24 protein-coding genes are annotated in these 22,595 nt (G+C 69.8%); 8 read left to right on the forward strand and 16 right to left on the reverse strand.

What is annotated here, in order from left to right; translation table 11 throughout:
• The first annotated feature begins 30 nt into the window (after positions 1-30).
• Entirely contained in the window at positions 31-999 is a 969-nt protein-coding gene (locus tag ACFV9C_RS14225; protein WP_380193653.1) for a hypothetical protein, read from the forward strand.
• Here the strand turns inward: ACFV9C_RS14225 and ACFV9C_RS14230 are convergent.
• The 4 genes from ACFV9C_RS14230 to ACFV9C_RS14245 all read right to left on the reverse strand — a co-directional run bounded on the left by ACFV9C_RS14230 (position 992) and on the right by ACFV9C_RS14245 (position 4,816).
• Positions 992-1,576 (reverse strand): chloramphenicol phosphotransferase CPT family protein, encoded by a 585-nt coding sequence (locus ACFV9C_RS14230; protein ID WP_380193655.1) that lies wholly within the window; start codon positions 1,574-1,576, stop codon positions 992-994. The two genes, ACFV9C_RS14225 and ACFV9C_RS14230, sit on opposite strands and share 8 nt — an antisense overlap.
• A 46-nt stretch (positions 1,577-1,622) precedes the next feature.
• Positions 1,623-1,982: a YciI family protein gene (locus ACFV9C_RS14235; protein ID WP_380193657.1), complete on the reverse strand. Its 360-nt coding sequence runs from the start codon at positions 1,980-1,982 to the stop codon at positions 1,623-1,625.
• Positions 1,983-2,638: 656 nt separating this feature from the next.
• Positions 2,639-3,286 (reverse strand): peptide-methionine (S)-S-oxide reductase MsrA, encoded by a 648-nt coding sequence (gene msrA, locus ACFV9C_RS14240; protein WP_380193658.1) that lies wholly within the window; start codon positions 3,284-3,286, stop codon positions 2,639-2,641.
• Positions 3,287-3,379: 93 nt separating this feature from the next.
• Entirely contained in the window at positions 3,380-4,816 is a 1,437-nt protein-coding gene (locus ACFV9C_RS14245) for a PLP-dependent aminotransferase family protein (protein ID WP_380193660.1), read from the reverse strand.
• A 63-nt stretch (positions 4,817-4,879) separates the two neighbouring features.
• Between ACFV9C_RS14245 and ACFV9C_RS14250 the strand changes: the two genes are divergently transcribed.
• Positions 4,880-5,551, forward strand: coding sequence for a YitT family protein (locus tag ACFV9C_RS14250; RefSeq protein ID WP_380193662.1), 672 nt, complete (start codon positions 4,880-4,882; stop codon positions 5,549-5,551).
• A gap of 56 nt (positions 5,552-5,607) precedes the next feature.
• Complete coding sequence (locus ACFV9C_RS14255) at positions 5,608-5,904, forward strand: DUF1905 domain-containing protein (protein ID WP_380193663.1); 297 nt, start codon at positions 5,608-5,610, stop codon at positions 5,902-5,904.
• Positions 5,905-5,914: 10 nt separating this feature from the next.
• On the opposite strand, the gene ACFV9C_RS14260 is transcribed toward ACFV9C_RS14255, so the two are convergent.
• Together ACFV9C_RS14260 and ACFV9C_RS14265 are read right to left on the reverse strand one after the other, a co-directional pair.
• A complete protein-coding gene (locus ACFV9C_RS14260; protein ID WP_380193664.1) occupies positions 5,915-7,543 on the reverse strand; it encodes a hypothetical protein in 1,629 nt (542 codons plus the stop codon).
• 8 nt (positions 7,544-7,551) lie between these two features.
• Positions 7,552-8,133 carry a hypothetical protein gene (locus ACFV9C_RS14265; protein WP_380193665.1) on the reverse strand — a complete coding sequence of 194 codons (582 nt, stop codon included), beginning with the start codon at positions 8,131-8,133 and terminating at the stop codon, positions 7,552-7,554.
• Between the two features lie 180 nt (positions 8,134-8,313).
• Here ACFV9C_RS14265 and ACFV9C_RS14270 point away from each other — a divergent pair, with 180 nt between their 5' ends.
• The 3 genes from ACFV9C_RS14270 (at position 8,314) to ACFV9C_RS14280 (ending at position 12,305) form a co-directional block, all read left to right on the forward strand.
• Positions 8,314-9,468 (forward strand): cystathionine gamma-synthase, encoded by a 1,155-nt coding sequence (locus ACFV9C_RS14270; RefSeq protein ID WP_380193666.1) that lies wholly within the window; start codon positions 8,314-8,316, stop codon positions 9,466-9,468.
• 250 nt (positions 9,469-9,718) lie between these two features.
• Positions 9,719-11,089, forward strand: a complete 1,371-nt coding sequence (locus ACFV9C_RS14275) for a glutamate mutase L (RefSeq protein WP_380193667.1) — start codon at positions 9,719-9,721, stop codon at positions 11,087-11,089.
• A 22-nt stretch (positions 11,090-11,111) separates the two neighbouring features.
• Positions 11,112-12,305 carry an AI-2E family transporter gene (locus ACFV9C_RS14280; protein ID WP_380193668.1) on the forward strand — a complete coding sequence of 398 codons (1,194 nt, stop codon included), beginning with the start codon at positions 11,112-11,114 and terminating at the stop codon, positions 12,303-12,305.
• On the opposite strand, the gene ACFV9C_RS14285 is transcribed toward ACFV9C_RS14280, so the two are convergent.
• The 8 genes from ACFV9C_RS14285 to ACFV9C_RS14320 form a co-directional block, all read right to left on the reverse strand.
• Positions 12,306-12,638 carry a hypothetical protein gene (locus ACFV9C_RS14285; RefSeq protein ID WP_380193669.1) on the reverse strand — a complete coding sequence of 111 codons (333 nt, stop codon included), beginning with the start codon at positions 12,636-12,638 and terminating at the stop codon, positions 12,306-12,308.
• A gap of 29 nt (positions 12,639-12,667) precedes the next feature.
• Positions 12,668-13,294, reverse strand: a complete 627-nt coding sequence (locus ACFV9C_RS14290; RefSeq protein WP_380193670.1) for a nucleotidyl transferase AbiEii/AbiGii toxin family protein — start codon at positions 13,292-13,294, stop codon at positions 12,668-12,670.
• A 100-nt stretch (positions 13,295-13,394) separates the two neighbouring features.
• A complete protein-coding gene (locus tag ACFV9C_RS14295; protein WP_380193671.1) occupies positions 13,395-14,303 on the reverse strand; it encodes a hypothetical protein in 909 nt (302 codons plus the stop codon).
• 8 nt (positions 14,304-14,311) lie between these two features.
• Positions 14,312-14,893: a hypothetical protein gene (locus tag ACFV9C_RS14300; RefSeq protein WP_380193673.1), complete on the reverse strand. Its 582-nt coding sequence runs from the start codon at positions 14,891-14,893 to the stop codon at positions 14,312-14,314.
• Positions 14,894-15,053: 160 nt separating this feature from the next.
• On the reverse strand, positions 15,054-15,377 hold the full coding sequence (locus tag ACFV9C_RS14305) for a hypothetical protein (RefSeq protein ID WP_380193675.1): 324 nt from the start codon (positions 15,375-15,377) through the stop codon (positions 15,054-15,056).
• Positions 15,374-15,967: a hypothetical protein gene (locus ACFV9C_RS14310; RefSeq protein ID WP_380193676.1), complete on the reverse strand. Its 594-nt coding sequence runs from the start codon at positions 15,965-15,967 to the stop codon at positions 15,374-15,376. Before ACFV9C_RS14310 ends, ACFV9C_RS14305 begins: the two co-directional genes overlap by 4 nt.
• 155 nt (positions 15,968-16,122) lie before the next feature.
• On the reverse strand, positions 16,123-17,733 hold the full coding sequence (locus ACFV9C_RS14315) for an MDR family MFS transporter (protein WP_380193678.1): 1,611 nt from the start codon (positions 17,731-17,733) through the stop codon (positions 16,123-16,125).
• Positions 17,730-18,335, reverse strand: coding sequence for a MarR family winged helix-turn-helix transcriptional regulator (locus ACFV9C_RS14320; RefSeq protein WP_380193680.1), 606 nt, complete (start codon positions 18,333-18,335; stop codon positions 17,730-17,732). The genes ACFV9C_RS14315 and ACFV9C_RS14320 overlap by 4 nt, the downstream gene beginning before the upstream one ends.
• Before the next feature lie 246 nt (positions 18,336-18,581).
• Between ACFV9C_RS14320 and ACFV9C_RS14325 the strand changes: the two genes are divergently transcribed.
• Positions 18,582-19,310, forward strand: coding sequence for an SDR family oxidoreductase (locus tag ACFV9C_RS14325; RefSeq protein WP_380193682.1), 729 nt, complete (start codon positions 18,582-18,584; stop codon positions 19,308-19,310).
• Here the strand turns inward: ACFV9C_RS14325 and ACFV9C_RS14330 are convergent.
• Together ACFV9C_RS14330 and ACFV9C_RS14335 are read right to left on the reverse strand one after the other, a co-directional pair.
• Positions 19,292-20,107, reverse strand: a complete 816-nt coding sequence (locus ACFV9C_RS14330; protein ID WP_380193683.1) for a carbon-nitrogen hydrolase family protein — start codon at positions 20,105-20,107, stop codon at positions 19,292-19,294. The two genes, ACFV9C_RS14325 and ACFV9C_RS14330, sit on opposite strands and share 19 nt — an antisense overlap.
• Before the next feature lie 54 nt (positions 20,108-20,161).
• Positions 20,162-21,733 (reverse strand): amidohydrolase family protein, encoded by a 1,572-nt coding sequence (locus ACFV9C_RS14335; protein ID WP_380193685.1) that lies wholly within the window; start codon positions 21,731-21,733, stop codon positions 20,162-20,164.
• Between the two features lie 60 nt (positions 21,734-21,793).
• Here ACFV9C_RS14335 and ACFV9C_RS14340 point away from each other — a divergent pair, with 60 nt between their 5' ends.
• Positions 21,794-22,591, forward strand: coding sequence for a MerR family transcriptional regulator (locus tag ACFV9C_RS14340; protein WP_380193687.1), 798 nt, complete (start codon positions 21,794-21,796; stop codon positions 22,589-22,591).
• Positions 22,592-22,595: the final 4 nt, after the last annotated feature.

A 22,595-nucleotide genomic window follows, 5' to 3' on the forward strand; every position in this document is an offset into this window, starting at 1 on the left:
CACGCTCGTGTTACAACCTCGGAGTCCTTCGTGATCGTGCTGCTGGCCGCGTTGGGGTGGGTGCTCTGCAACGTGCTGGTGCTCGTGGTCGCGAAGGGCAACCTGCCGTTCGACTGGCCGGACGCGGCGTCGGGCAGCCCGGTCGAGCGGCTGGTGAGCGCGAACCTCGGCCTCGTCGAGGTGCTGCTGCTGGCCGTGCTGGTGTTCTGGATGACCCGCAAACGGCGCACTCTGAACCTGGCCTCGCGGGCTCCTGAACGCTCACTCGCCGCCCGCGAGACGACGCTGCTCCTGCTGTACGGCGCGGGCGGGCTGATCGTCGGGTTCGTCCTGGCGCGGTTGCTCGGCTGGCATCCCTTCGGACTGCACCTGGCCGGATCGCTGTACGGCACGCACGCGCACGTCGCTCCGGCCGAGGCGATCGTGTGGGCCGTCTACAACCTCGTCGTGTACGCCGTGATCCCGCTGCTGTACTTCCGGCGGCGCTACTCGTCCGAGGCGCTCAACCTCCGCTCGTCGAACCGGCGCGCGGACGTCGTACTGATCCTGGTGGTGCTCGCGATCGAGTCCGCCGTCCAGATCGCCGCGCTCGACCCCGGGATCTTCGAACTCACCGGCCGCCAGTTCGCGATCGGCGTACCGCTGACGTTCGTGCTGTACCTGGCCGGCGCCGTACTGCCCGCGATGGTCTTCATCTACGCGATCCTGGTGCCGCGGTTCCTCCGGCTCACGGGGTCGGTCGCGGCGACGGTCGTCCTCGGCGGGCTGACGTACACGGTGCTGCACGTGTGGGACGCGTGGACGCTCTTCAACTCACCCGGGAACGCCGTACTGTCGATCGCGTTTCTGCTGCTGACGTACTTCGCGCCCGGGATGTTCAAGACGGTCCTCACGGTGCGGACCGGCAACGCGTGGGTGCACGTGTGGGCTTATCACGCGTTCGTACCGCACACGCTGGTCGATACGCCCAACATCGTCCACATCTTCCGGATCACCTAGCCGCGCGCAGCTTGTCGAACGCCGTCGGCGGGCCGTCGTCCAGCCGCTCGTGGATCGCCTTCGCGCAGTCCTCCGGGGACAGGTGCTCCGAGTCGACCTCCACGTCGTACACACCGTGCTCGTGGACGATCGGGAACTGTACGGCGGCCCGCCCGATGGTGCGGTTGCCGCGTTCGCGTTCGCGGCGTTCGAGTTCCGCGAGTGAGCAGCGGACGCCGACGAACAGGACGGGCAGGTCCTCGAACACGGTCAGGCAGTCGTCGAGCCGCCAGCGCTCGCCGAGGATGTGGTCCACGACCACGTTGTTCCCGGCCGACGCCATACCCGCGACGGCCCGGTGGAAGCCCAGCACGGTCCGCTGGAAGATCGGCAGGAACTCGTCGTCGGTCCACTCCCGCCGGCTCCGGATGTGGTGGAAGTGGTCGATCTTCAGCAGGTACCAGGCACCGTCGAGGGTGTTCATCAGCTGCTCGGCGATGGTCGACTTCCCGGAACTCGACGTCCCGTTCAGCAGAATCATCCGCCCGGGTCCGGCGGGCGTGGCCTCGGTCAGTTCATGCGTTGCGGTGATCGACACCGCCCCATCATCCCGGACCGCCCCGCCCGTCGGCCGCGCGGATGCGTCAGCTCTGCCGGACCCGCGGTACCTGGAAGCGGCTCACCTGCTGCGGCCACCCGCACGCCTCGGCGATCTTCCCCGCCCAGTGCCGCGCCTGCTCCTCGTCGTCCACGGTCAGTACGGCGAACCCGCCCAGGTGCTCCTTCGACTCGACGTACGGCCCGTCCGTGAACATCGGCGTACCGCCCGCGGCATCCGCGCTGAACACCGGCGCCTCCGGATCCAGCCCCCCGGTGAAGATCAACACCCCCGCCTCCCGCATCTCCGCCAGCAACGGCCGCAACGCCAGAGACTTCGCCATCAACTCCTCATCCGTATGCTCCGGCACCCACTCGTCGTTGAAGGCAACGAGGTACTCAGCCATAACGTCCTCCTCAAACGGGCAGCCCAACGCTCGCCCTCCTACCCCCACCACGAACTGAGCCGCCCCAATCCGACAACTCAGCCTAGGACTACATGCCGAACCAGCCCCCACCTGTTGCCACAACCTGCAAAGCCCTACTGCCAAACACCCAAGCCGCACCAGGATCCCCGCGTGTCCGACCAGGACCGCGTCACCAGGCCAGACCTCTCCGGCTTCCTCAAGCCGATCTCCCAGCCTCGACAGTTGCCGGCCCTCCCGCTCGGACCCGTAGCCGGTCGGAGCCGGTGGAGCAGCGGGCTCGTCGAGCAAGAGAGCGCCAGGACCTCAAGAGTCCTGGCGCACTGCGCTACTCGTAGACGATGCTCACCTGTTCGCTCACCGAGCCGTCCGGGTTCGTGACCGTCCGACGGGTCGTCTCGCGCGGCAGCACTCCCGCCGTGCCGTCCGGCGGCGCGACTGGCGCCATGACTGGATTCCCCTCATCGTCCAGCACTACCTGACCGTCTTCTCCGGCAATTGGCGCCACAGGGCCGGGTACGAACGGCCCAGGTTCTTCACTCTGCCCTGGTTGCGACGACTCCGTCTGATCCGGGACCATCTCTCCGCCTCCGTCCTGGGTGCAGAGCCCGACCGCCTGGCGGTCGGGCTCATTGCGTCTAGAACTTGTCCGTGGGGAACTTGGCGCCGGTGTTGCTGTGGCAGCGGTAGCCGTTGGGGTTTTTGTGGAGGTACTGCTGGTGGTAGGGCTCGGCGTAGTAGAAGGTGGTGGCGGGGGCTATTTCGGTGGTGATGTCGTCGTAGCCGAGGGGCTTGATGACGGGGGCGTAGAGGTCGCGGGTGCGTTCGGCCTCGGTGCGCTGGGCGTCGGTGGTGTAGTAGACGGCCGAGCGGTACTGCGAGCCGAGGTCGTTGCCCTGGCGCATGCCCTGGGTCGGGTCGTGGGTCTCCCAGAAGACCTTCAGCAGATCGGTGAAGGTGGTCTTGGTGGGGTCGTAGACGACCCGGACGGCCTCCGCATGGCCGGTGCGGCCGGTGCAGACCTCTTCGTACGTCGGGTTCGGGGTGTAACCGCCCGCGTACCCGACGGCCGTGGTGTAGACGCCCGGCTGCTGCCAGAAGATCTCCTCGGTGCCCCAGAAGCATCCGGTGCCGAACCAGACCTCCTCGAAACCCTCGGGCGCGGCGGCGGTCTGCGGCGTGTGCAGGACGATGTTCTCGTCCGGTACGGCGAAGCCGGGGGTGGGCCGGCCGGGCAGTGCGGCCTGCGGCTCGACCATGGCGGTGTTGCGGGTGAAGAACGACATTCTCACGCCTCTCGCAGTGTGACTCTCATAGTCTCCCAACGCCCCCGGCAAGGCGAACCTTCCCCACACCCCTTACGGCACGATGACGTGCCATCACGCGATCATCACGCCGGTCCGGCGGGTGGGGGCCACGGTCAGGGAGTCGTACGACGCGGCCAGCCGGTGTACGCCGTCCCGCAAGGCGTCCTCGTCGAGCGTGAACGGCAACCGGATGAACGACTCGAGGCCGCCGTCGGGGGAGAAGCGGGAGCCGGCTACCAGTAGGGCGCCGTTGCGCTGGGCGACGCCGACGAGGCTGGAGCCGACCGGTTCGGGGAGCTCGCACCACAGCGACAGCCCGCCCGACGGCAGCCGGAACTTCCACGCCGGCAACTCCTCCGCCACGGCGGCAGCCAGCGCGTCCCGCCGCCGGGCCAGCGCGGCGCGGCGTTCCGGGAGCAGCGTGGCGCGCCGTCGCAGCAGGTCCGCGACCACGAGCTGCTCCAGCACCGGCGCCCCGAGATCCAGCGACGCCCGCGCGTCCAGTACCCGGGCCACCAGCGCCGCCGGCACCCGCATCCAGCCGATCCGCAGCCCGCCCCAGAACGACTTGCTCACCGACCCCACGGTGATCACCCCGTCCGGGTCGTACGACGCGAACGGCGGCGGCATCTCCTGCCCGTCCAGCGACAGCTCGAACAGCGTCTCGTCCACGATCGCGGTCGTCCGCGACCGCGCGAACGCCCGCGCCAGCCGCTGCCGGTCCGCCGCGGACATCAGGAAACCGGTCGGGTTCTGGAAGTCCGCGACCAGCCACGCGGCCCGCGGCGCCGTCTGCCGGATGGTTGCCTCCAGCAACGGCAGGTCCCACCCGCCGGGCGACATCGGTACGGCGACCACCCGGCAGCCGCTGCGCCGGATCGCGTCCACCGAGTTCGGGTGCGTCGGGCTCTCGGTCAGGACCCGGTCGCCGATCTGGGTCGTCGCCCGGACCGCGATCGACGTCGCCGCGAGCGCCCCGGCGGTGACGATGATCTGGTCCGCGGTGGTCGGCAGGCCACGTGCGGAGTACGCCGCCGCGATCTCGACCCGCAGTACCGGCAAGCCCTGCGGGTGGTACCCGGGTGTCGCCAGGTGCAGCGGCAGTTCGAGCGCCGCGGCCGCCACCGCCGTACTGATGCCGGGCACCGCCGCGGGTGCCGCACAGGTGAAGTCGTACAGCCCCTCGGTGTCGATGCCGGGCGCGTGGTGCCGCCCGAGCTCGGGCTCGACCTTCGACGGCAGCGCGGTCACGCTGCCGGATCCGCGCCGGCTGGTCAGGTACCCGCTGTCCCGCAGCTCCCGATAAGCGGACGCCACAGTCGTGCGGCTGACCCCCAGCGCCTCGGTCAGTTCGCGCTCGCTCGGCAGCCGGGAGCCGGGCATGATCCGCCCGTCCGCGATCAGCAGCCGGAGCCGTTCGGCCAGCACGCGGTACGCCGGACCGGGGCCGCCGGCCCACTCGCCGAGCAGGCCGGTCAACGTACTGGCGGGGAGATAGCGAGCTTGCATGCAGTCCACTATCGCGCAATTGGCTATCGAATACCAGGCCACTTCCCCTGGACACTGGGGTGTGTGACCGCCACCTCCGCTGCCCCGCCGCGACAGCTCGCCCCGATCAACCCGATCCAGCAACTGAAGGCGGGCCACCTGCCCCGCCGACTGGTGCAGCTGTACGCCGGCCTCTCGCTGTACGGCGCCTCGATGGGCCTGATGATCCAGGGCAACCTCGGCCTGGACCCGTGGGACGTGTTCCACTCCGGCATCACCAAGCACGTCTCGCTCAGCTTCGGGACCGTGGTGATCGCGATCAGCTTCGTCGTACTGCTGGCCTGGATCCCGCTCCGCCAGTGGCCCGGGCTCGGCACGATCAGCAACGCGATCGTGATCGGCCTGGTCACCGACCTCACGCTGGCCACGATCGACCGGCCGCACGCGCTCTGGCTGCGGATCGTGTTCATGCTGTCCGGCGTCGTCCTGAACGCGCTGGCCGGCGCGCTCTACATCGGCGCCCAGTTCGGCCCGGGTCCGCGCGACGGCCTGATGACCGGGCTGGTACGCCGTACCGGCCTGAGCGTCCGGCTGGTCCGGACGACCCTCGAGCTGACCGTCCTCGCCACCGGATTCCTGATGGGCGGCTCGATCGGCGTCGGCACGGTCGTCTATGCCTTGTCGATCGGGCCGCTCGTCCACATCCTGCTGCCGATCTTCACGGTCCGCCTGAAGACCACCGAGCCGAGCGAATGAAGGTGAGAAGGTGGTGACGTGCAGCAGGCGGCGGCGGAGACGATTGGGACGGTGCTGTGAGGGCTTATCAGTTCACGGCGACGCTCTGGCTGTATCCGGGGGAGGCCGCGTGGCACTTCATCACGGTGCCGGAGGAGGTCAGCGACGAGATCACCGACCTGACGGAGGGGCGGCGTCGTGGGTTCGGGTCGGTGCGGGTTGCGGTGACGGTGGGTGGGAGCAGTTGGCGTACGTCGGTGTTTCCGACGAAGGACGGGACGTACGTCCTGCCGGTGAAGAAGCCGGTCCGTGTTGCTGAGGCGCTGATCGAGGGCAGCCCGGTGGAGACGCACCTCCAGCTTGTCGATCTCTGACGAGCCAGGCTCAGCGGCCGTCTCTGTTGGGCGACTGCTTCTGGGTGTCGTGGTGCGCACCGGTCCCGCTCTTGGTGCCTCCCTCGACGGCGGTCTTGACGTCGTCGGACTTCACGCTGCTGAGCGGAGGCTGGGCGTTCTGGAGTCGCGCCAGCGCCGCCACATCGTTCGCAGCCCCCTGCTGTTGACCGGTGGCCTGTGGCTGCTGGCCCGTCACCTGCGGCTGCTGCCCGGTTGCCTGGGGCTGTCCGCCGACCTGCGGCTGCTCGCCGGTGACCTGCGGCTGTTCGCCGGTGACCTGCGGCTGTTCGCCGGTGACCTGGGGCTGTTGCTGGCCGGTGACTTGGGGTTTGGCCGGCTGGGGTGTGTCGACGGCCGGCGCCTGGGGGTCGGCGGCCGGGCCGGAGGCTTCGGCGGCCGGTTCTTCCTGGGTGACGGTGGGGGTGGCCTCGCCCTCGGCTTCGAGGTCGTCGAAGGTCAGCTGCTCGTCGGCGACCAAGTCGTCGTCGAGTCCCGCGATCCAACGGTCGGCCATCGTCGGCTGCGCCGGCTCGGCGCCCTCGACCTGCGGTTCTTCGCCGACGGTCTGGTCGCCGGTCTCCACCTCGTCGGACGTGTCGACCGCCGGCTCGTCACCAACCGTCGGCCCGTCCGTGCCGTCACCGACGGCCGGCGCCGCGTTCTCGTCGACGGTCGGCGCGCTGGTGTTCTCGTCGAGGGACTGCTCGCCGCCGTCCTCGCCGATGGCGCGCGGACTCTCGGCTTCCGGTCCGGCGATCGGCGTCACGAACTGGACGTTGTCGTTGATCGGCTGACGTTCCGGCTGCTGGCCGAGCTCCGGCCCGGTCTGGCCCTGCCCCTGGTCGGCGACCTGCTGCTGGAGCTGCTGAATACGGGTCTCGAGCAGTCCTTGGAGCTGCGCCTGCGCCTCGAGGTTCTGCTGCATCGCCGAGATCACCCGGGACTGCTGCTCGATGGTTGCCTGCAGCGTCTGGATCTGCTCGGTCATCCGGTCGTCGAGCTGCTGAGCCGCCGCCGTCGGCTGCGGCTCCTGCATCTGCTGCCCTTGAACCTGCTGCCCCTGACCTTGCTGCTGCCCGGGCACATTCGAGAAGCGGCCCTCCGGGCGGAACACATCGTTCAGTCGGCCGGAGGCCAGTGCCGAGAGGTCGTGCTTGTTGATCCCCGACCGGCCGATCGCCCAGCGCACGGCCGGATCAGCGCGCTTCACGTCCCGTGCCCCCTGGGTGAAGGCCGCCTTGAGGGCCTTGGTCCCGCGCCTTGTGTTGCGCCAGCGCGAGTACCGGTTCGCAAGCCGGCGCAGCGGGTTCCTCGTGGGCGCAGGATCGGGGGATCGGTTCAGCTGAGCAGTGACGCTCTGGGCGAGCTGCTGCGACCGGTTGGCGTAGCGGTCGGCCTGGAACCGCGCATCCACATGGGCGTTCGCGAGGCTCTGCAGGTCGGCGCGGGTCATGTTCGACCGGCCGATTCGCTCCCGGACCGTCGGGTCCATCCGCTTGACGTCCCGGGCCGCCTGCGCGTACGCCGCCTTCAGCGTCTTGGTACCACGACGAGTCGTGTTCCACCGCGAGAACCGTTGGCGGATGCCGCGCGGGTTCTCCGGGTAGGACTGGCTCATGAGGTCTCCTAGTCGATGTACACGGCGTAGTTGACCCCGACAGACGTCGTCAGCGGGTCCTTGCTCGGCTTGGTGCTGTAGAGATGGATCTGGGCGCCGGGCCGCAGCCAGACGGCCAGGTGCCGGCGGCCGGTCCCCGCGCCCGGCTCCCACTCGTCCGCGAACGTCGGGCTGCTCTCGTCACCCACGTAGTCGGGCCGCCCCCAATGCCGGGTCGCGAGCGCCAGGTGGTCCGGCCAGTGCGCGTCCAGCCCGGCCTCGGCCGCGGTGATGTCGGCCGGGCCGATCTCGTACGCCGACCAGCCGCTGTCCGGGCAGTCCGGGAACGCGAGCCCGTCGAACACGATCATCGTGGTCCCGCGCCGGGTGGTGAACCCCCACGAGACCATGTCGGCGGCGATCACCTCGCCGGCCTGCAGCGGCCACGGCTGCCAGGACGTCCGGCCCATCACCCGATGCACCAGCGCGCGCACGACCTCCGGCCCGGCCTCGTCGCCGTCCGGCCCCGCGATCACGGTCCAGTCCGGGATCTCGGCGAGGTCCGCCATCGCCAGGTCGTCCTGGTCGAGCGGCCTGTCCTGCGTCTTCATCCGGCGCCGTCGTCCTTCCTGCCCGGTCCCACCCGTGGGGTCTCCTCCGAGCAACCGTAGGCGGCGGGTGGGTCATTCCGCCAGCCGGTACGACGTACCTGTGGACAACTCGGTTCCGCCGATCCGCCGGGCTGTGGACGGGCTGCCGGCGTTCAGCAGACCAGGCCGTACGCTGGTCCGGTGAACACCGAACACCAGTACGGCTTCGAGACACTTGCCATCCACGCCGGGAACGAGCCTGACCCGACGACCGGAGCGGTGGTCCCGCCGATCTACGCGACCAGCACCTACAAGCAGGACGGCGTCGGCGGGCTGCGCAACGGGTACGAGTACTCCCGGTCGGCGAACCCGACCCGGACGGCGCTGGAGGAGTGTCTGGCCGCGATCGAGGCGGGCAGCCGCGGTTTCGCGTTCGCCAGCGGCCTGGCCGCCGAGGACACGCTGATCCGGTCGGTGTGCGCGCCCGGCGATCACGTGGTCTTCCCGGACGACGCGTACGGCGGCACGTTCCGGCTGTTCTCCAAGGTGCTGAGCAACTGGGGTGTCGAGATGACGCCCGCCGCGGTCACCCACCCGGAGGCGATCCGGGCCGCGATCCAGCCCGGGAAGACCAAGGTGGTCTGGCTGGAGACCCCGACGAACCCGCTGCTGAACGTCGCGGACATCGCGATCGTGGCGCAGATCGCGCACGACGCGGGCGCGCTGCTGGTGGTGGACAACACGTTCGCCTCGGCGTACCTGCAGCAGCCCCTCGAGCTCGGCGCGGACGTGGTCGTGCACTCGACCACGAAGTACATGGGCGGGCACTCCGACGTGGTCGGCGGCGCGCTGATCGTCCGGGACGCGGAGCTCGCGGACAAGATCGCCTTCCACCAGAACGCGATCGGCGCGGTCGCGGGGCCGTTCGACTCCTGGCTGGTACTGCGGGGCATCAAGACGCTCGGCGTCCGGATGGACCGGCACAGCGACAACGCCGAGCGGGTCGTGGAGTTCCTGCAGCGGCACCAGTCCGTCAGCCAGGCGCTGTATCCGGGGCTGGACGGACACCCCGGCCACGAGACGGCCGCGAAGCAGATGAAGCGGTTCGGCGGGATCGTCAGCTTCCGGGTCACCGGCGGCGAGGCGCAGGCGCTGGACATCTGCAACAAGGCGGAGGTCTTCACCCTGGGCGAATCCCTCGGCGGCGTCGAGTCGCTGATCGAGCACCCCGGCAAGATGACCCACGCCTCGGTCGCCGGCACCCCGCTCGAGGTCCCCGCCGACCTGATCCGGCTGAGCGTAGGCATCGAAACCATCGACGACCTCCTCGCCGACCTCGACCACGCGCTCGGCTGATCCGCCGAACCCGCCGGCTCCATCCGCTACCGCCTGGTCATTTGAGTGGTGAACCTCTCGGATCGTCCCTTCACGTCTGGCATGCGAGAGGCGAAGGGACAATCTCCGGGGTGAACCTCCGAGGTGCCGGCCGGCGGGGCGGGCTGGATCCGGTGGCTGGCGGGAGGCGGAGCGGGCTGGATCCGGTGGCTGGCGGGCGGCGGAGCGGGCTGGGATGTGGATGGTTGTCGTGGCGAGGGGGTGAGAGCTGGTGAGCCTGGTGGTGGCGGTCGACTTCGGGTCGACGTTTACCAAGGCGGTGGCGGTGGATCCCGGGTCGGGGGAGTTGGTGGCCCGGGCAGAGCACCGTACGACGATCGACACCGATGTGATGGACGGCTGGCACGCGTGTCGCGCCGTACTGGAGGAGGCCGACCGCGGTGTGCGGAACGCCGAGGTGCTCGCGTGTTCGAGCGCGGGCGGCGGGCTGCGGATCGGTGTCGTGGGCAACGAAGAGCTTGTCACCGCGGAGGCGGGCAAGCGGGTCGCCCTGTCGAGCGGCGGGCGCGTGGTGGCGGTCGTCAGCGGTGGGCTGACCGCGACGACCCAGAAGGAACTGCGCAAGGACCGTCCGGACGTCGTGCTGCTGCTCGGCGGGACCGACGGCGGCAACTCGGCCGTACTGCTGCACGCCGCCGAGACGCTCGCGAAGTACACGTGGCGGAAACCGATCGTTGTCGCGGGCAACGTCGAGGCCCGGGACGAGATCGCCGGCACGCTGGCCGCGGCGGGCGTACCGCACGTGCTGGCGGACAACGTCGTACCGGAGATCGGGGTGTTCGCGCCGGGCAGTGCGCGGGCGGCGATCCGGGAGATGTTCCTCGCGCACGTGATCGGCGGGAAGAACCTGTCCAAGGACCCGGCGTTCGCGCGGATGGTGCGGGCCGCGACGCCGGACGTCGTACTGCGTGGTGTCGAGGTGCTGGCCGGTCTGCACGGGGATGTCGCGGTCGTGGACATCGGCGGCGCCACCACCGACGTGCACTCGGTGATCGAACTCGACCCCGAGGACGCGAACCTCGGCCGTGAAGTGGTCGCGACCCATCCCGTCACCCGGACCGTCGAAGGCGACCTCGGCATGCGGTGGAGCGCCGTACCGGTCGTGGACGCGGGCGCGGAGGCCGGGCTGATCGCGGACGTCGACGGGGCCCGGGCGGCGGCGGAGCGGCGGCGCGCGGATCCGGCGTACCTGCCGGGCGATCGGCGCGAGGCGGCGTACGACGAGACGCTGGCGAGTGTCGCGGCGACGGTCGCGCTGCGGCGGCACGCGGGGCGGCAGCGGATCGTGTTCGGGCCCGGTGGGCGGGTGATCGAGCGGTCCGGGAAGGACCTGCGCGAGGTCGACCTGCTGGTCGGCTCCGGGGGAGTACTGCGGCACAACCCGCCGGAGGTGGCGGCGCGGATCCTCGGCGCGATCGGGACGAACGCACGGGAGGAGGGCTGGCTGGTACCGGAACGCGCGCAGGTGTGCGTCGACGCGGACTACGTCCTCGCCGCCGTCGGCCTGCTCGCCGACGACGCCCCGAAGGCCGCCGAGGGCCTGGCCGCCCACATTCACGGAACAGGCCTCGCAGGGCATTAGGCTCCTCAACCAGGGAGGCCAGATGAGCGACGTTGGGCGGGACGACGAGACCGAAGAAAGTCCGGTCGCGGACCAGGAGGGGCTGGAGACTTCCAGCGAGCCTGCGGCCGGGACCGCGCCGGTGAAGGTCGATCACGGGGTGACGCCGGCGATGGAGATCGCCAGCGCGTGGTCGTGGCGGTTCCTGGTGGTGGTGGCGGCCGTGGGCGTGATCGGCTACATCATGCGGTACCTGTCCGAGGTCGTCGTACCGGTGACCGTCGGCATCCTCCTCACCGCCCTCCTGGTCCCGGTGACGAAGGGCCTGCAGAAGCTCCGGATCCCCCGCGGCCTCGCCGCCGGCATCACCGTCATCGCCACGCTGATCGTGGTCGCGGGCCTGCTGACGCTGGTCGGGACGCAGATCGCCGGACAGTTCGAGGACCTGTCCAAACAGGTCGGCGAGGGCGTGCAGAAGCTGCGCGACCTGGCCCGGATCAACTTCGGCCTGACCGACAGCGACATCACCAACCTGTTCAAGCAGATCCAGAAGCAGATCACCTCCGGCGGCGCCCTCGGTCAGCAGGCGGCCGCGGTCGGTACGACGGCGACGCACGTGGTGGCCGGGCTGTTCATCTCGCTGTTCTGCCTGTTCTTCTTCCTCTACCAGGGCGAGCAGATCTGGTCGTGGCTGGTCCGGCTGTTCCCGCGCCGCGCCCGCGACAAGGCCGACTCGTCCGGCCGTCGCGCGTGGGTGTCGCTGACCGCGTTCGTCCGCGCGACCGTGATCGTCGCCGCGGTCGACGCGATCGGCATCTCGCTCGGCGCGGCGATCCTCGGCCTGCCGCTGGTGAGCGCGATCGGGATCCTGGTGTTCGTCGGCGCGTTCATCCCGGTGGTCGGCGCGCTGGTCAGCGGCATCGTCGCGGTCCTCGTCGCACTGGTTGCCAAGGGCCCCTTCATTGCGATCGTGATGCTCGCGGTCGTGATCGGCGTACAGCAACTGGAGGCCCACGTCCTGCAGCCGTTCCTGATGGGCCGCGCGGTCAGCGTGCACCCGCTCGCGGTCATCCTCGCGATCGCCACCGGCGTCGTCATCGCCGGCATCGTCGGCGCCCTGGTAGCCGTCCCCACCGCCGCCGTCCTGAACGCCATCGTCAACCACCTGGCCGGCAACGACCCAGACCCGGAACCCCCGAGAAGACGCCGCCGCCAGCCAACCCCCGCCGACGACTGATCAGCTCCCCGCAGCCAGCTCAGGAAAGGCCTCGACCCACAACGCCGTGCACCGGCGAGGGAGGTGGAGCTGGGGCCAGAGGGCGAGCAGGACGTCGCCGTTCAGGAACTCGGTGAGGTCGGCCTGGGTCGAGGCCTCGCTGATCACCCGGTTGTACAGGCCGATCGCCTCGTCGCGGTTCCCCAGGTCGTACCTGTTGTTCGTGGTCCAGTCGAGCCGGGTCGGCAGTTCGACGGCGCCCGCGGTGGGTCCCTGGAGCAGGTCGAGCGACTCGGGTACGACGTACGAGATCATCCACCCGTAGGTATCACCAGGCTGAGCGACGTCACTCATGCGGTCATCTTCCCAGACAGCCTTTCCACTCAGGCACCGCTGAGCGTCGCGGACCATTCCGAGGCGGTACGCCGGATGCGCGCGATCTGCTCCGGTACGGCGGCGTACCGGACGAACGCGTCATCGGGGAGCTGGGCGCCGGCGCGCAACTGCGCCGAGAACATGCCGCGGTCCAACGGCGTCGCCTCCCGGAGATCTGCGAGCTCGAGCAGGGCGTCCTGGTCGTACCGGCAGCTGTCGAGCACGGCCTGTACGTCGATGAAGTCGCGGGCCTCCAGCCGGGAATAGATGGCGCCCACCTTGCTGCCGACCGCGTCGGCCTCGGACAGCACCGGGCCGAGGCTCATCCGGACCGGGGGATCCTGGCGGAGGTCGACGCCCAGGTCGACCTTGGTGGCTGTGTCGACGACCAGTCTGGCGAACTGCGGGGCGCGCCGGGCGACCTCGACCTTGTGACCGGCCGCGCGGTACGTGTTCACCAGTTGGGCGACGGATTCCGCGAACCGGACTGGATCGACGTCGTCGGTGAAGAGGTCGATGTCGTTGGAATCCCGGGTGCCGAACCCGTGGGCTCGGAGTGCGTAGCCGCCCGCGAGGACGAACCCCGGCAGGGCCTCCAGGCCGACGGTGGCCAGCTCGGTCTGCAGCGGAGTCATGGACCGAACCTACGTCTGGGCAGCAGTTCTGCCGTACAGCACGCGACCGGCCGCCCTCGTGGGAACGAGGGCGGCCGGGGAGTTGGCTGGTGCGGTGGTGTCAGCGCTGCACGCCGCCGTTGCCGTTCTGGCGGTCTGGTTGTGCCGGGCGCTGCTGTTCGCCCTGGCCCGTGCCCTGTGGAGTGGCAGCGGCAGGACCCTGAGCGGCGGGAGCCTTCGTCGCCTGGGACGCGGGCGCCTGGGTGGTCTGCATCATGGACGAGTTGTTCCGGTCGATCTGCTGCTGCAGCGCCGTGAGCAGACCCTGCGTGGCGGCAAGCCGCTCTTCCGGGGTCTGGGCCGAGACGACGGCAGCGGCGCGGTCCGCGAGGTCGAGCCGGTCGTGGCTGCTCACGTCGGGCGAACTCGGGCTCTTCTTGGCCTCGGCGAAGGCCCTTCGGCCGGCTTCGGCGGCGACGGTCGCCCGGCTCCACTTGTCGGCGACCCAACGGCCCACCGAGGCGACGCCGCGAGCGGCCGACACGGCCGCGGTGCCGACCGGTGAGTTGCCGACCCCGCGAGCGGTGGCCACCGAGACGTTCGCGATGCCTCGACCGGCGGTGCCGACCGGCGAGTTCGCGACTCCGCGTCCGGCGGCGACCGCGGCCTGGCCGAGCCCCCGGCCCGTCGCTGAGATCGCGCGGCCGCTGGCATCCCGGGTGTTGTCCCACGCCTGACCCGGGTTCTGCGCCGCGAACTGCGCGCCCCTGGCAGCGCTGCCCAGAGCACCGACGCTCGTCCGGGTGGCGGACGCAACGCCGTTGCCGAAGGCGCGGGTCTTCAGACCGGGCTGTGAGTTCCACGCTTCGGTGGCTACCTTGACCGAGGCGTTGTACATCCGCTTCAGCCTCGGCTGGTGGTTCAGCATCTTCTCGAAGTTCTGCTGTTGCTGGGGCGACAGGCTGGCAAGGTAGTCGACCGCAGCTCTGCGGTCACCTGGCGTGAAGAGCGGTCCTGATGGCTGTGACATTCCAACTCCTAGTCGAGGTAAACCGCGTAGTTGACACCGACTGCCTCGGTCAACGGCTCCAGCGCCGGCTTGTCGCTGAACAGACGGATTTGGGCACCGGGCCGGACCCACACGGCCAGGTGGCGCTTGTCGGCGCCGACTCCCGGAGCCCACGCGTCGTCGAAGTCCGGGTCGTTGTGGTCACCGACGTACGCCGGCTCGCCGAAGTGCTTACGGGTCAGCTCGAGGTGCTCCGGCCAGTGGGCGTCCAGCCCGGCCTCGGCCTCCGCGAGGTCGTTCGGGCCGATCTCGTAGGCCGACCAGCCGCTGTTGCGGGTGTCGGCGAAGGCCATCGCGTCGTACACGATGATCGTGCTGCCGCGTGGCGTGGTGAATCCCCAACCGGCGCTGTGCGGGCCGACGCCCTCGGGCGACTGCAGTCCCCAGGGCGTCCAATCGGTCACCGCGGTGACCCGCTCGACGATGCCCTTGATGGTTGCCGGGCCGGTGTTGTCCGAGTCCGGGCCGGCGATCGGGGTCCAGTCGGCGATCGCGGCGAGGTCTGCCAGCGCCAGGTCGTCCTCCTGGAGCGGCCTGTCCTGCGTCTTCATTCGGGACTTGTTCCTTCCATCGCTGCTCAAGCCGTCGTCGGCAACCGTACGGCGGGGTCAGGGTCAACAACAACGGGTTCTTCGGCTGCCTGTGGATAACTGGTTTTGGTCTGTTCGGGGAGCGGATTCCGCCCGGGGATCGGTGGCTGGACCGGACCTTTCAGCGGCTGCCGGTGCCGCGGTCGGTGCCGCGCTCAGGAGCGGTGCGGCCGCCGGTTTCGGGGCGGGCGCCGGTGGGGTTGGCAGCGGGATCGGTGGTGCGGGTGGTGCCCTTCGGTGGGGTCGCGGCGCGGAGGGCGGCGCCGAGGTCGGCGGACAGGGTGGGGGACTCGCCGGCTGCCTCGGCGGCCGCGGTGGCGCCGTGGGCGATCCGGGTCAGGTTCTCGGGGGAGACGGCGCTGGCCGTTCCGGTTCCGGTGCGGACGTCGCTGTTCGCGGCGGCGTCGCGCATGGTCGTCCGGTAGTCCTGCTTGGCTGTCGTCATGACCCCTCCTCGTTGAGGTACACCACGTAGTTGATGCCGACCGAGGTCGACAGCGGCTTGCGCCGCGGGCGGTTGCTGTACAGGTGGATCTCGGCGCCGGGCGGCGTCCAGACCGCCAGGTGCCGGCGGTCGCGGCCGGCTCCCGGGGCCCAGTCGTCGTCGAACCCGGTCTTCGTCTGTATTCCGACGTACGCCGGCTGTCCCCAGTGCCGGCAGGCGAGCTCGAATTTCCCGGGCCAGTGGTCGTCGAGGCCTGCCTCGACCTCCTCGAGGTCCCAGGGCTCGATCGCGAACGCCACCCAGCCGCTGAACGGGCTGTGCGCCAGCACCTGGTCGTCGTACACGGCGAGCTCGGTCTGCCGTTTGGTCAGGAAGCCCCAGCCGTCGAGCTGCTCGTCGATCACCGTGCGGCGGTTGATCGGCCACGGCTTCCAGTTGGTCGCCGACTTCACCCGGCGGATCAGCCGGCGCACCGGGACGGGCCCGGTCTGGCCGGCCTGCGGGCCGCCCAGGCGTCGCCAGTCGCGGACGTCCGCGAAATCGGCCATCGCGCGGTCGTCGTCGTCCAGTGGCCGGTCAAGTGTCTTCATCCGTGGGCCAGTCCTGTCGTTGCGGTACGTGTCGAAAGTACGACCCGGGGAGGGTCAGGCGGCCGCTGCGACAACGGAACAGCCGCCCTGGAAAAGCTTTCCAGAGCGGCTGTCGGGTAGGTCAACCGACGTTTGGTATCGGTTCGGTGACGCGGTCAGTGCATCGCGGCGGTCGCCGAGGCCTCCAGCGACTCGTCACCCTCGGCCTTCGGCCCGTCGTTGCGACCGGCCAGCCGCTGCTCCGGCGTGATCACCGCGAGGATCAGGGCCAGCGCCAGGAACGGCAGCGAGACCAGGAACACGTCGTCCATGGCGTCGACCAGCCCGTGCAGGGCGAAGCCCTTCAGCGGCTCCTTGAGCGTGTGCAGCGCCTGGACGCTGTTGGCCGCCTTGGCCAGTCCGTCGACCATCGACTGCGTGGCGTTCGGGATGATGTCGCCCAGGTGGACCTTCAGCCGGCTGGTCAGTACGGCGCCGTAGACCGCCGTACCGATCGCACCACCCATCGAGCGGAAGAAGGTCATCGTCGAGGTCGCGGACCCCATGTGCTGCCGGGGCACGCTGTTCTGCGCGGCGGTGACGGTGATCTGCATCGACAGGCCCAGGCCGGCGCCCATCACGAACATGTAGATCGCGAGCTGCCAGTACGGCGTGGTGAGGCTCAGCGTGGACAGCAGCACCATCGCGCCGCCGACCAGGATCGCCGAGATGATCGGGAAGTGCTTGTACCGCCCGCTCTTGCTCATCATCTGACCGCTCGGGATCGACGCGGAGAAGATACCGACGATCATCGGCAGCAGCGCGAGGCCCGACCGGGTCGGCGACAGGTCCTTGACGGCCTGCAGGTACAGCGGGAGGAAGATCAGCGCACCGAACATCGCGAACCCGAGCAGGAACGCGTACCCGGCGTACCCGGAGAAGATCCGGCCCTTGAACAGGTCCATCGGGATGATCGGCTCGGCCACCCGCAGCTCGATGATCACGAAGGCGACCGCGAGGACGACGGCGCCGGCCAGCAGCGCGATCGTGGTGCCGGTGCCCCAGCCGTTGGTCGGGCCGCTCCAGGAGATGGCCAGCAGCAGCGAGGTGACCGCGGCGGCGATCGTGGACGCGCCCAGGTAGTCGATCTTGTGCGAGCGCTTCACGTGCGGCAGCCGCAGTACGGCGGCGACGATGCCGAGGGCAACGAGACCGATCGGGACGTTGATCCAGAAGATCCAGCGCCAGCCGGGACCGTCCGTGAGCAGGCCGCCGAGCAGCGGGCCGGCCACCGAGGACAGACCGAAGACGGCACCGAAGTACCCCATGTACTTACCGCGCTCGCGCGGCGGGATCACGTCGCCGATGGTGGCGAAGGCCAGTGACATCAGACCGCCGGCGCCCAGACCCTGGACGGCGCGGAAGCCGATCAGCTGCTCGATGTTCTGCGACAGCGCGGACAGCACGGAGCCGCCGAGGAACGTGACGATCGCCGCGATGAACAGCGGGCGACGGCCGTAGAGGTCGGAGATCTTTCCCCACAGGGGGGTGGAGGCGGTCGAGGTCAGCAGGTACGCCGTGACCACCCAGGACAGCTTGTCCAGGCTGTTGAACTCGCTGACGATCCGCGGCAGCGCCGTACCCACGATGCTCTGGTCGAGCGCGGCCAGGAACATCCCGGCCATCAGTCCGCCCAGGATGACCAGGATCTGCTTGTGGGACAGGTAGTTGGGACCACCGTCGGTCGGTGCAGCGCCGCCGGCGGTGGCGGGCTCTGTGGTGCTCATCTGGTGCTCTCCAGGTTGTTGTCGTGGTTCGCGCTGCTGGCAGGGTCACTGTCGGCAGTGGAGTCTGTGTCGGTACTGCGCTCTGCCGGGGCGGGCTGCTGCAGTCGTGGTGCGACCGCGGCCCAGCCCTTGTCGGCCCAGGCGGCGCTGGCGGGTGCTTCGATGAGGGCGGTGACGCCGTCCGCGAAGCGGGTCATCAGCCGCTCGAAGGTCTGCACGTCCTCCTCGGACCAGCCCTCCATCGCGGCGCTCAGCAGTTCCATCCGGTGCCGGGCACTGGTCTCCCACTGCTCGATGCCCTGCTCGGTGAGCTCGACCCGGAAGGCCCGGCCGTCGTCGGGGTCGGGGGAGCGCCGGACCAGGCCGAGCTGCTCCAGGGACCGGACGTGCCGGCTCGCGGTCGAGGCGTCCAGCTCCAGCCGGGCGGCCAGGTCGGACAGCCGCAGTGCGCCGTTGCACCGCAGGGCGAACAGCACGACATGCGCGCTGTGGTCGATCGTGTCGCCGGGTTGCTTGGCCTTCAGCCGGCGCCCGATCCGGGTGAACGCGTGCATCACACCCTCGATCGGGGTCTGTGGAGCGTACGCGTCGTTTACTTGCATGCTGCAAGCATATACATGCTTGCGTGATACACGCAAATGAGTTTCCAAGATATTCAACTGAGCCGCCACTCATTTGCTCTCGGTCGCGGGATCGTCACTCTCCGCAGTACTTCGCAGGCTGCGGATACCCATTCGACGGCGGACGGTGGCGTTTTGTGACGCGGATCGGGATAGAAGTGGTGTTCGCCGCACCTGGGAAGGTCGGTCATGCTGGACGCCTGTTCGACGAGGCGGAAGGGTGACGGCATGACGCGGGTTGCGGTGGTGACCGGAGGCGGGTCGGGGCTCGGGCGGGAGATGGCGCTCGCGCTGGCCGGCGCCGGCTACCAGGTGTGGGTGACCGGACGCACCGAGGACAAGCTGAAGGAGACGGTTGCCCTCGGTGGAGAGCTGATGTGGTACGCCGTTCTCGACGTCGCTGATGGTGCTGCGGTGCGCGGGTTCTTCCAGGGGCTCGAGCGGGTGGACGTGTTGGTGAACAACGCCGGGACGGGGTCGCCGGCCGCTGGGGTGGAGGACGTGCGGGAGGAGGACTGGCGGCGGGTGGTGGACACCAACCTGACCGGGTCGTTCCTCTGTGCGCAGGCGGCGTACGACCTGATGCTGCGGCAGGACCCGAAGGGCGGGCGGATCATCAACAACGGGTCGATCTCGGCGCACGTACCGCGGCCGCAGGGGATCGCGTACACCGCGAGCAAACACGCGATCAGCGGGCTGACCAAGGGGCTCGAGCTGGAGGGGCGCGCGCACGGGATCACCGCGTGCCAGATCGACATCGGCAACGCCGCCACCGCGATGACCGCGCGGATGGAGCAGGGTGTGCTGCAGCCGGACGGGTCGATCGCGGTCGAGCCGACGTTCGACCCGAAGATCGTCGCGGACTTCGTGGTCCGGATCGCCGGCCTTCCGACGTCCGTCGCCGTACCCACGCTGACCGTGATGGCGGCGGGAATGCCCTACGTCGGCAGGGGATGAGGGACGTACAGGTCTGGCTGGGCGTCGTTCCAGAGGGCTGAGTTGTGGATGTCGGCCTCGTGGATGCCGGCCTCCAGGTCGACGTCGCAGATGAGTGACGCACCATCGCGCGGGGCCTCGGCGACCGTGGTGCCGTCCGGGGCGATCACCCGGCTCCGGCCGAACATCCCGCCGTCGCTCTGGTTCACGGTGATCCACCACTGACCGTTGGCGAGCGCGTTCGCCGGGTGCAGCAGGTCCCACCAGCTCTCGGCGGCGGTCTCGTACGCCGCCGGCATGACAACCAGCCGCGCCCCGCGATCGCGCAGCGCCCGCGCGTACCCGGGGTGATCGCCGTCGAAGCACGTCGCGAGCCCGACCGCGCCGAACCGCTCGGTGTCGAGCACTGTCACGGTCTCGCCGGCCGCAAACACAGCGTCCTCAGCGGTAGGCCGATAGAGATGCACCTTGCGATGTACGCCGACCAGTTCACCCTCAGGGTCGAACACCAGCGTCGTGTTGTACACGCGCCCGTCCGCCAACTCAGGCACAGACCCCGCGAACAGCCACAGCCCATGCTCACGCGCTGCCTGTGCCAACGCCTCACTACGAGGCCCAGGCACAGGCTCTGCGGTGGCGGAGACGATCTCGCCGAGCCGCGCCGCGTCGTACCCGCTGGCCCACAGCTCGGGCAGTACGACGAGCTCGGCGCCCTGCGCGGCGAGGCCCGCGACGACCTCGAGAGCCGTTGCCAGGTTGACGTTCTTGTCTCCGGGTACAGCGTGCCACTGGCCGAGACCGATGCGCGTAGTACTCACGCGACTCAGCCAAGCCTTCGGCTGAGTCGCTGTCAACGAATCACGTCATCGGCATTATCGATGGCTTGTACGGGACAGGTCGATGTCGATCAGGTCGTACCACCGGCCCGCCGCCGGCTGCTCCAGCAACGGGTCCTTCCAGCGCAGCCGAACCCGCTCCGGCTGCGCCTCCATCAGCACAGCCTCCTGCCACTCCCCGTTCGTCCGCGCCCACCACGTGTCGGTCAGGCACTCGAGCCCTTCCTTCTCCACCAACGCGACAGCCGCGTCCCGGTCGCTCGCCGGACCCAGCGCGGCACCGAAGACGGTTGTCGGCAACCACCCACCGGTCACGGGCACGACGCGGCCGAGCACCTCGCCGTCCTCCCGCACCACGTCCTCCGGTGACGGGAACCCGGGCCACTGCTCCTTCAGCGCCTTGATGATTCGCGCCGTGGTCTCACCGAGGAACCGGATGCTCGCCAGCTCCGCAGCACTGCCCGCGTACTCAGCCGGTACCTCCCCGCCGACCCAGGTCTGCCGGATCCGTTGGGTAGCAGTGATGTCGACCAGTGGATTCCCGTCGACCAGGAGGAGGTCAGCACGCGCCCCTACTTCCAGCCGCCCACGGTCGGCCAGTTTGAACACCTCAGCCGGAGCACTGGTCGCAGCAACGAGCGCCTGCGCCGGTGTGAGCCCAGCACTCACCAGATGCACCAGCTCGCGGTGCAACGAGGCTCCGAACACCAGGCCCGGGTTAGGCGCGTCAGTACCGGCCAGCACTTGTACGCCGGCCTTCAGCAACGCCAACGTGTTCGCCCGCGCAGGTGCACCGTCCGGCGGTTGCGGCGGCATCCAACGCCGCGACTGGTGGTCCAGCACGCGCCGCCAGCGCGCAGGCATCCTGGCCATCAGCTCCTGCTCGTCCTGCAACGGCAGGTGACCAGCTGACCCGAACATGTCGACAACGCCCAGCGTTGCTATCACGGCCACGTCCTTGATCGCGTCGATGTCCTCCGGCGTCATCAGGTCGGACGGCGCATGCGCCAGTACGTCGACGCCGCACTCGGCCACCGTCACCGCACCGGCTGCGGTGGACACGTGCGCGACCACCGTGAGCCCGTACGCGTGCGCCTCGTCGACGAGCGCGCGAATCGTGTCCCGGCTGAGCGTCGGGATGTTCAGCATCGCGCCGGAGCCGTCGTCGTAGATCAGCTTGAGGTGGTCGGCGCCCTCAGCGATCCGGTCCGCGACGAACCGCTTCGCGTCCGCCGGCCCGGTCACGTACGGGAACGGCGGGAACGCGATCGTCGGATGTCCGCCGGGTGCGGTCGCGCCGATGCTCGACGTGAAGAACCCGGACCGCGGCGTCTCCCCGGCGATCACCTCCGGCATGCTGAACATGTCGAGCTGCGTGGTCACGCCGTACGTCGCCGCGAGCTGCGTGCTGCCCGGCGCGAGGTGGACGTGGGCGTCGATCAGCCCGGGGAGCAGCGTCGTACCGGAGCCGTCGACCAGGACGTCGTCGGGCCGGGCGATGTCCGGGCCGACGATCGCCGCGACGCGGCCGTCCGCGACCCGCAGGCAGTCCGCGGGCAACGCCGTACCGCGGTCGACGAGTCGGGTGTGCAGGATCGTGAATGCCATGCCGGGGACGCTAAAGGGTGACGTAACGTCAGACTCCAACCCGATTTTTCCGGAGGTGTCGTGGAGCGAACGGTCAGTGAGGTGGCGCGGCTCGCCGGTGTCTCGGTGCGCACGCTGCGGCACTACGACGCGATCGGCCTGCTCCCGCCGGGGCGGATCGCCGCGAACGGCTACCGGTACTACGGCCGCCCCGAGCTGCTCCGGCTGCAACGGATCCTGCTGCTCCGCGAGCTCGGCGTACCGCTGCCGTCGATCGCGCGGATCCTGGACGAGCAGGACGACGAGGTGACCGCGCTGGAGGGGCACCGGGAGCAGCTGCTGCGGGAGCGGAAGCGGCTGGACGACGTGCTCGGCGCCGTCGAACGGACGATCGCGGGGCTGTCGGGGGACGCGACTGTCGCGGACGAGGAGTTCTTCGCGGGGCTGAGCGACGCGCGGGCGCGGCTGCGGGAGGAGTTGGCCGAGCGGTACGGCGAGGCCGCGGCGGAGGGGTTCGAGAAGGCGGTGCGGGAGACCTCCAGCTGGACGCGGGAAGACTACGAGCGGCTGGGGGACGAGGGGCGTCGTCTGCTGTTGCGGATGGCTGCCGCGCGGGACCGGGGCGTACTCCCGGACTCGGCCGAGGGGCTGGAGCTGATCGAGCAGCATTACCTGGGCGTGCTGGAGGTCTGGCCGGCCACGCCGACGACTTATTACGGGCTGGCGGACCTGCTCGTGGAGAACGCGGATCAGCGGGCGATCATCGCGACGGTGGACGCGGAGCTGCCCGAGTGGCTGGCGGCCGGCGTCCGGGCATATGCGGTGCGGCGGCTCGGGTACCGGCGAAACGGGGAGGAAACTGTCCGACGGTCCGTCTAGTGTC

This window comes from Kribbella sp. NPDC059898 (assembly GCF_042730855.1).
In the GTDB taxonomy this organism is placed as follows: Bacteria; Actinomycetota; Actinomycetes; order Propionibacteriales; family Kribbellaceae; genus Kribbella.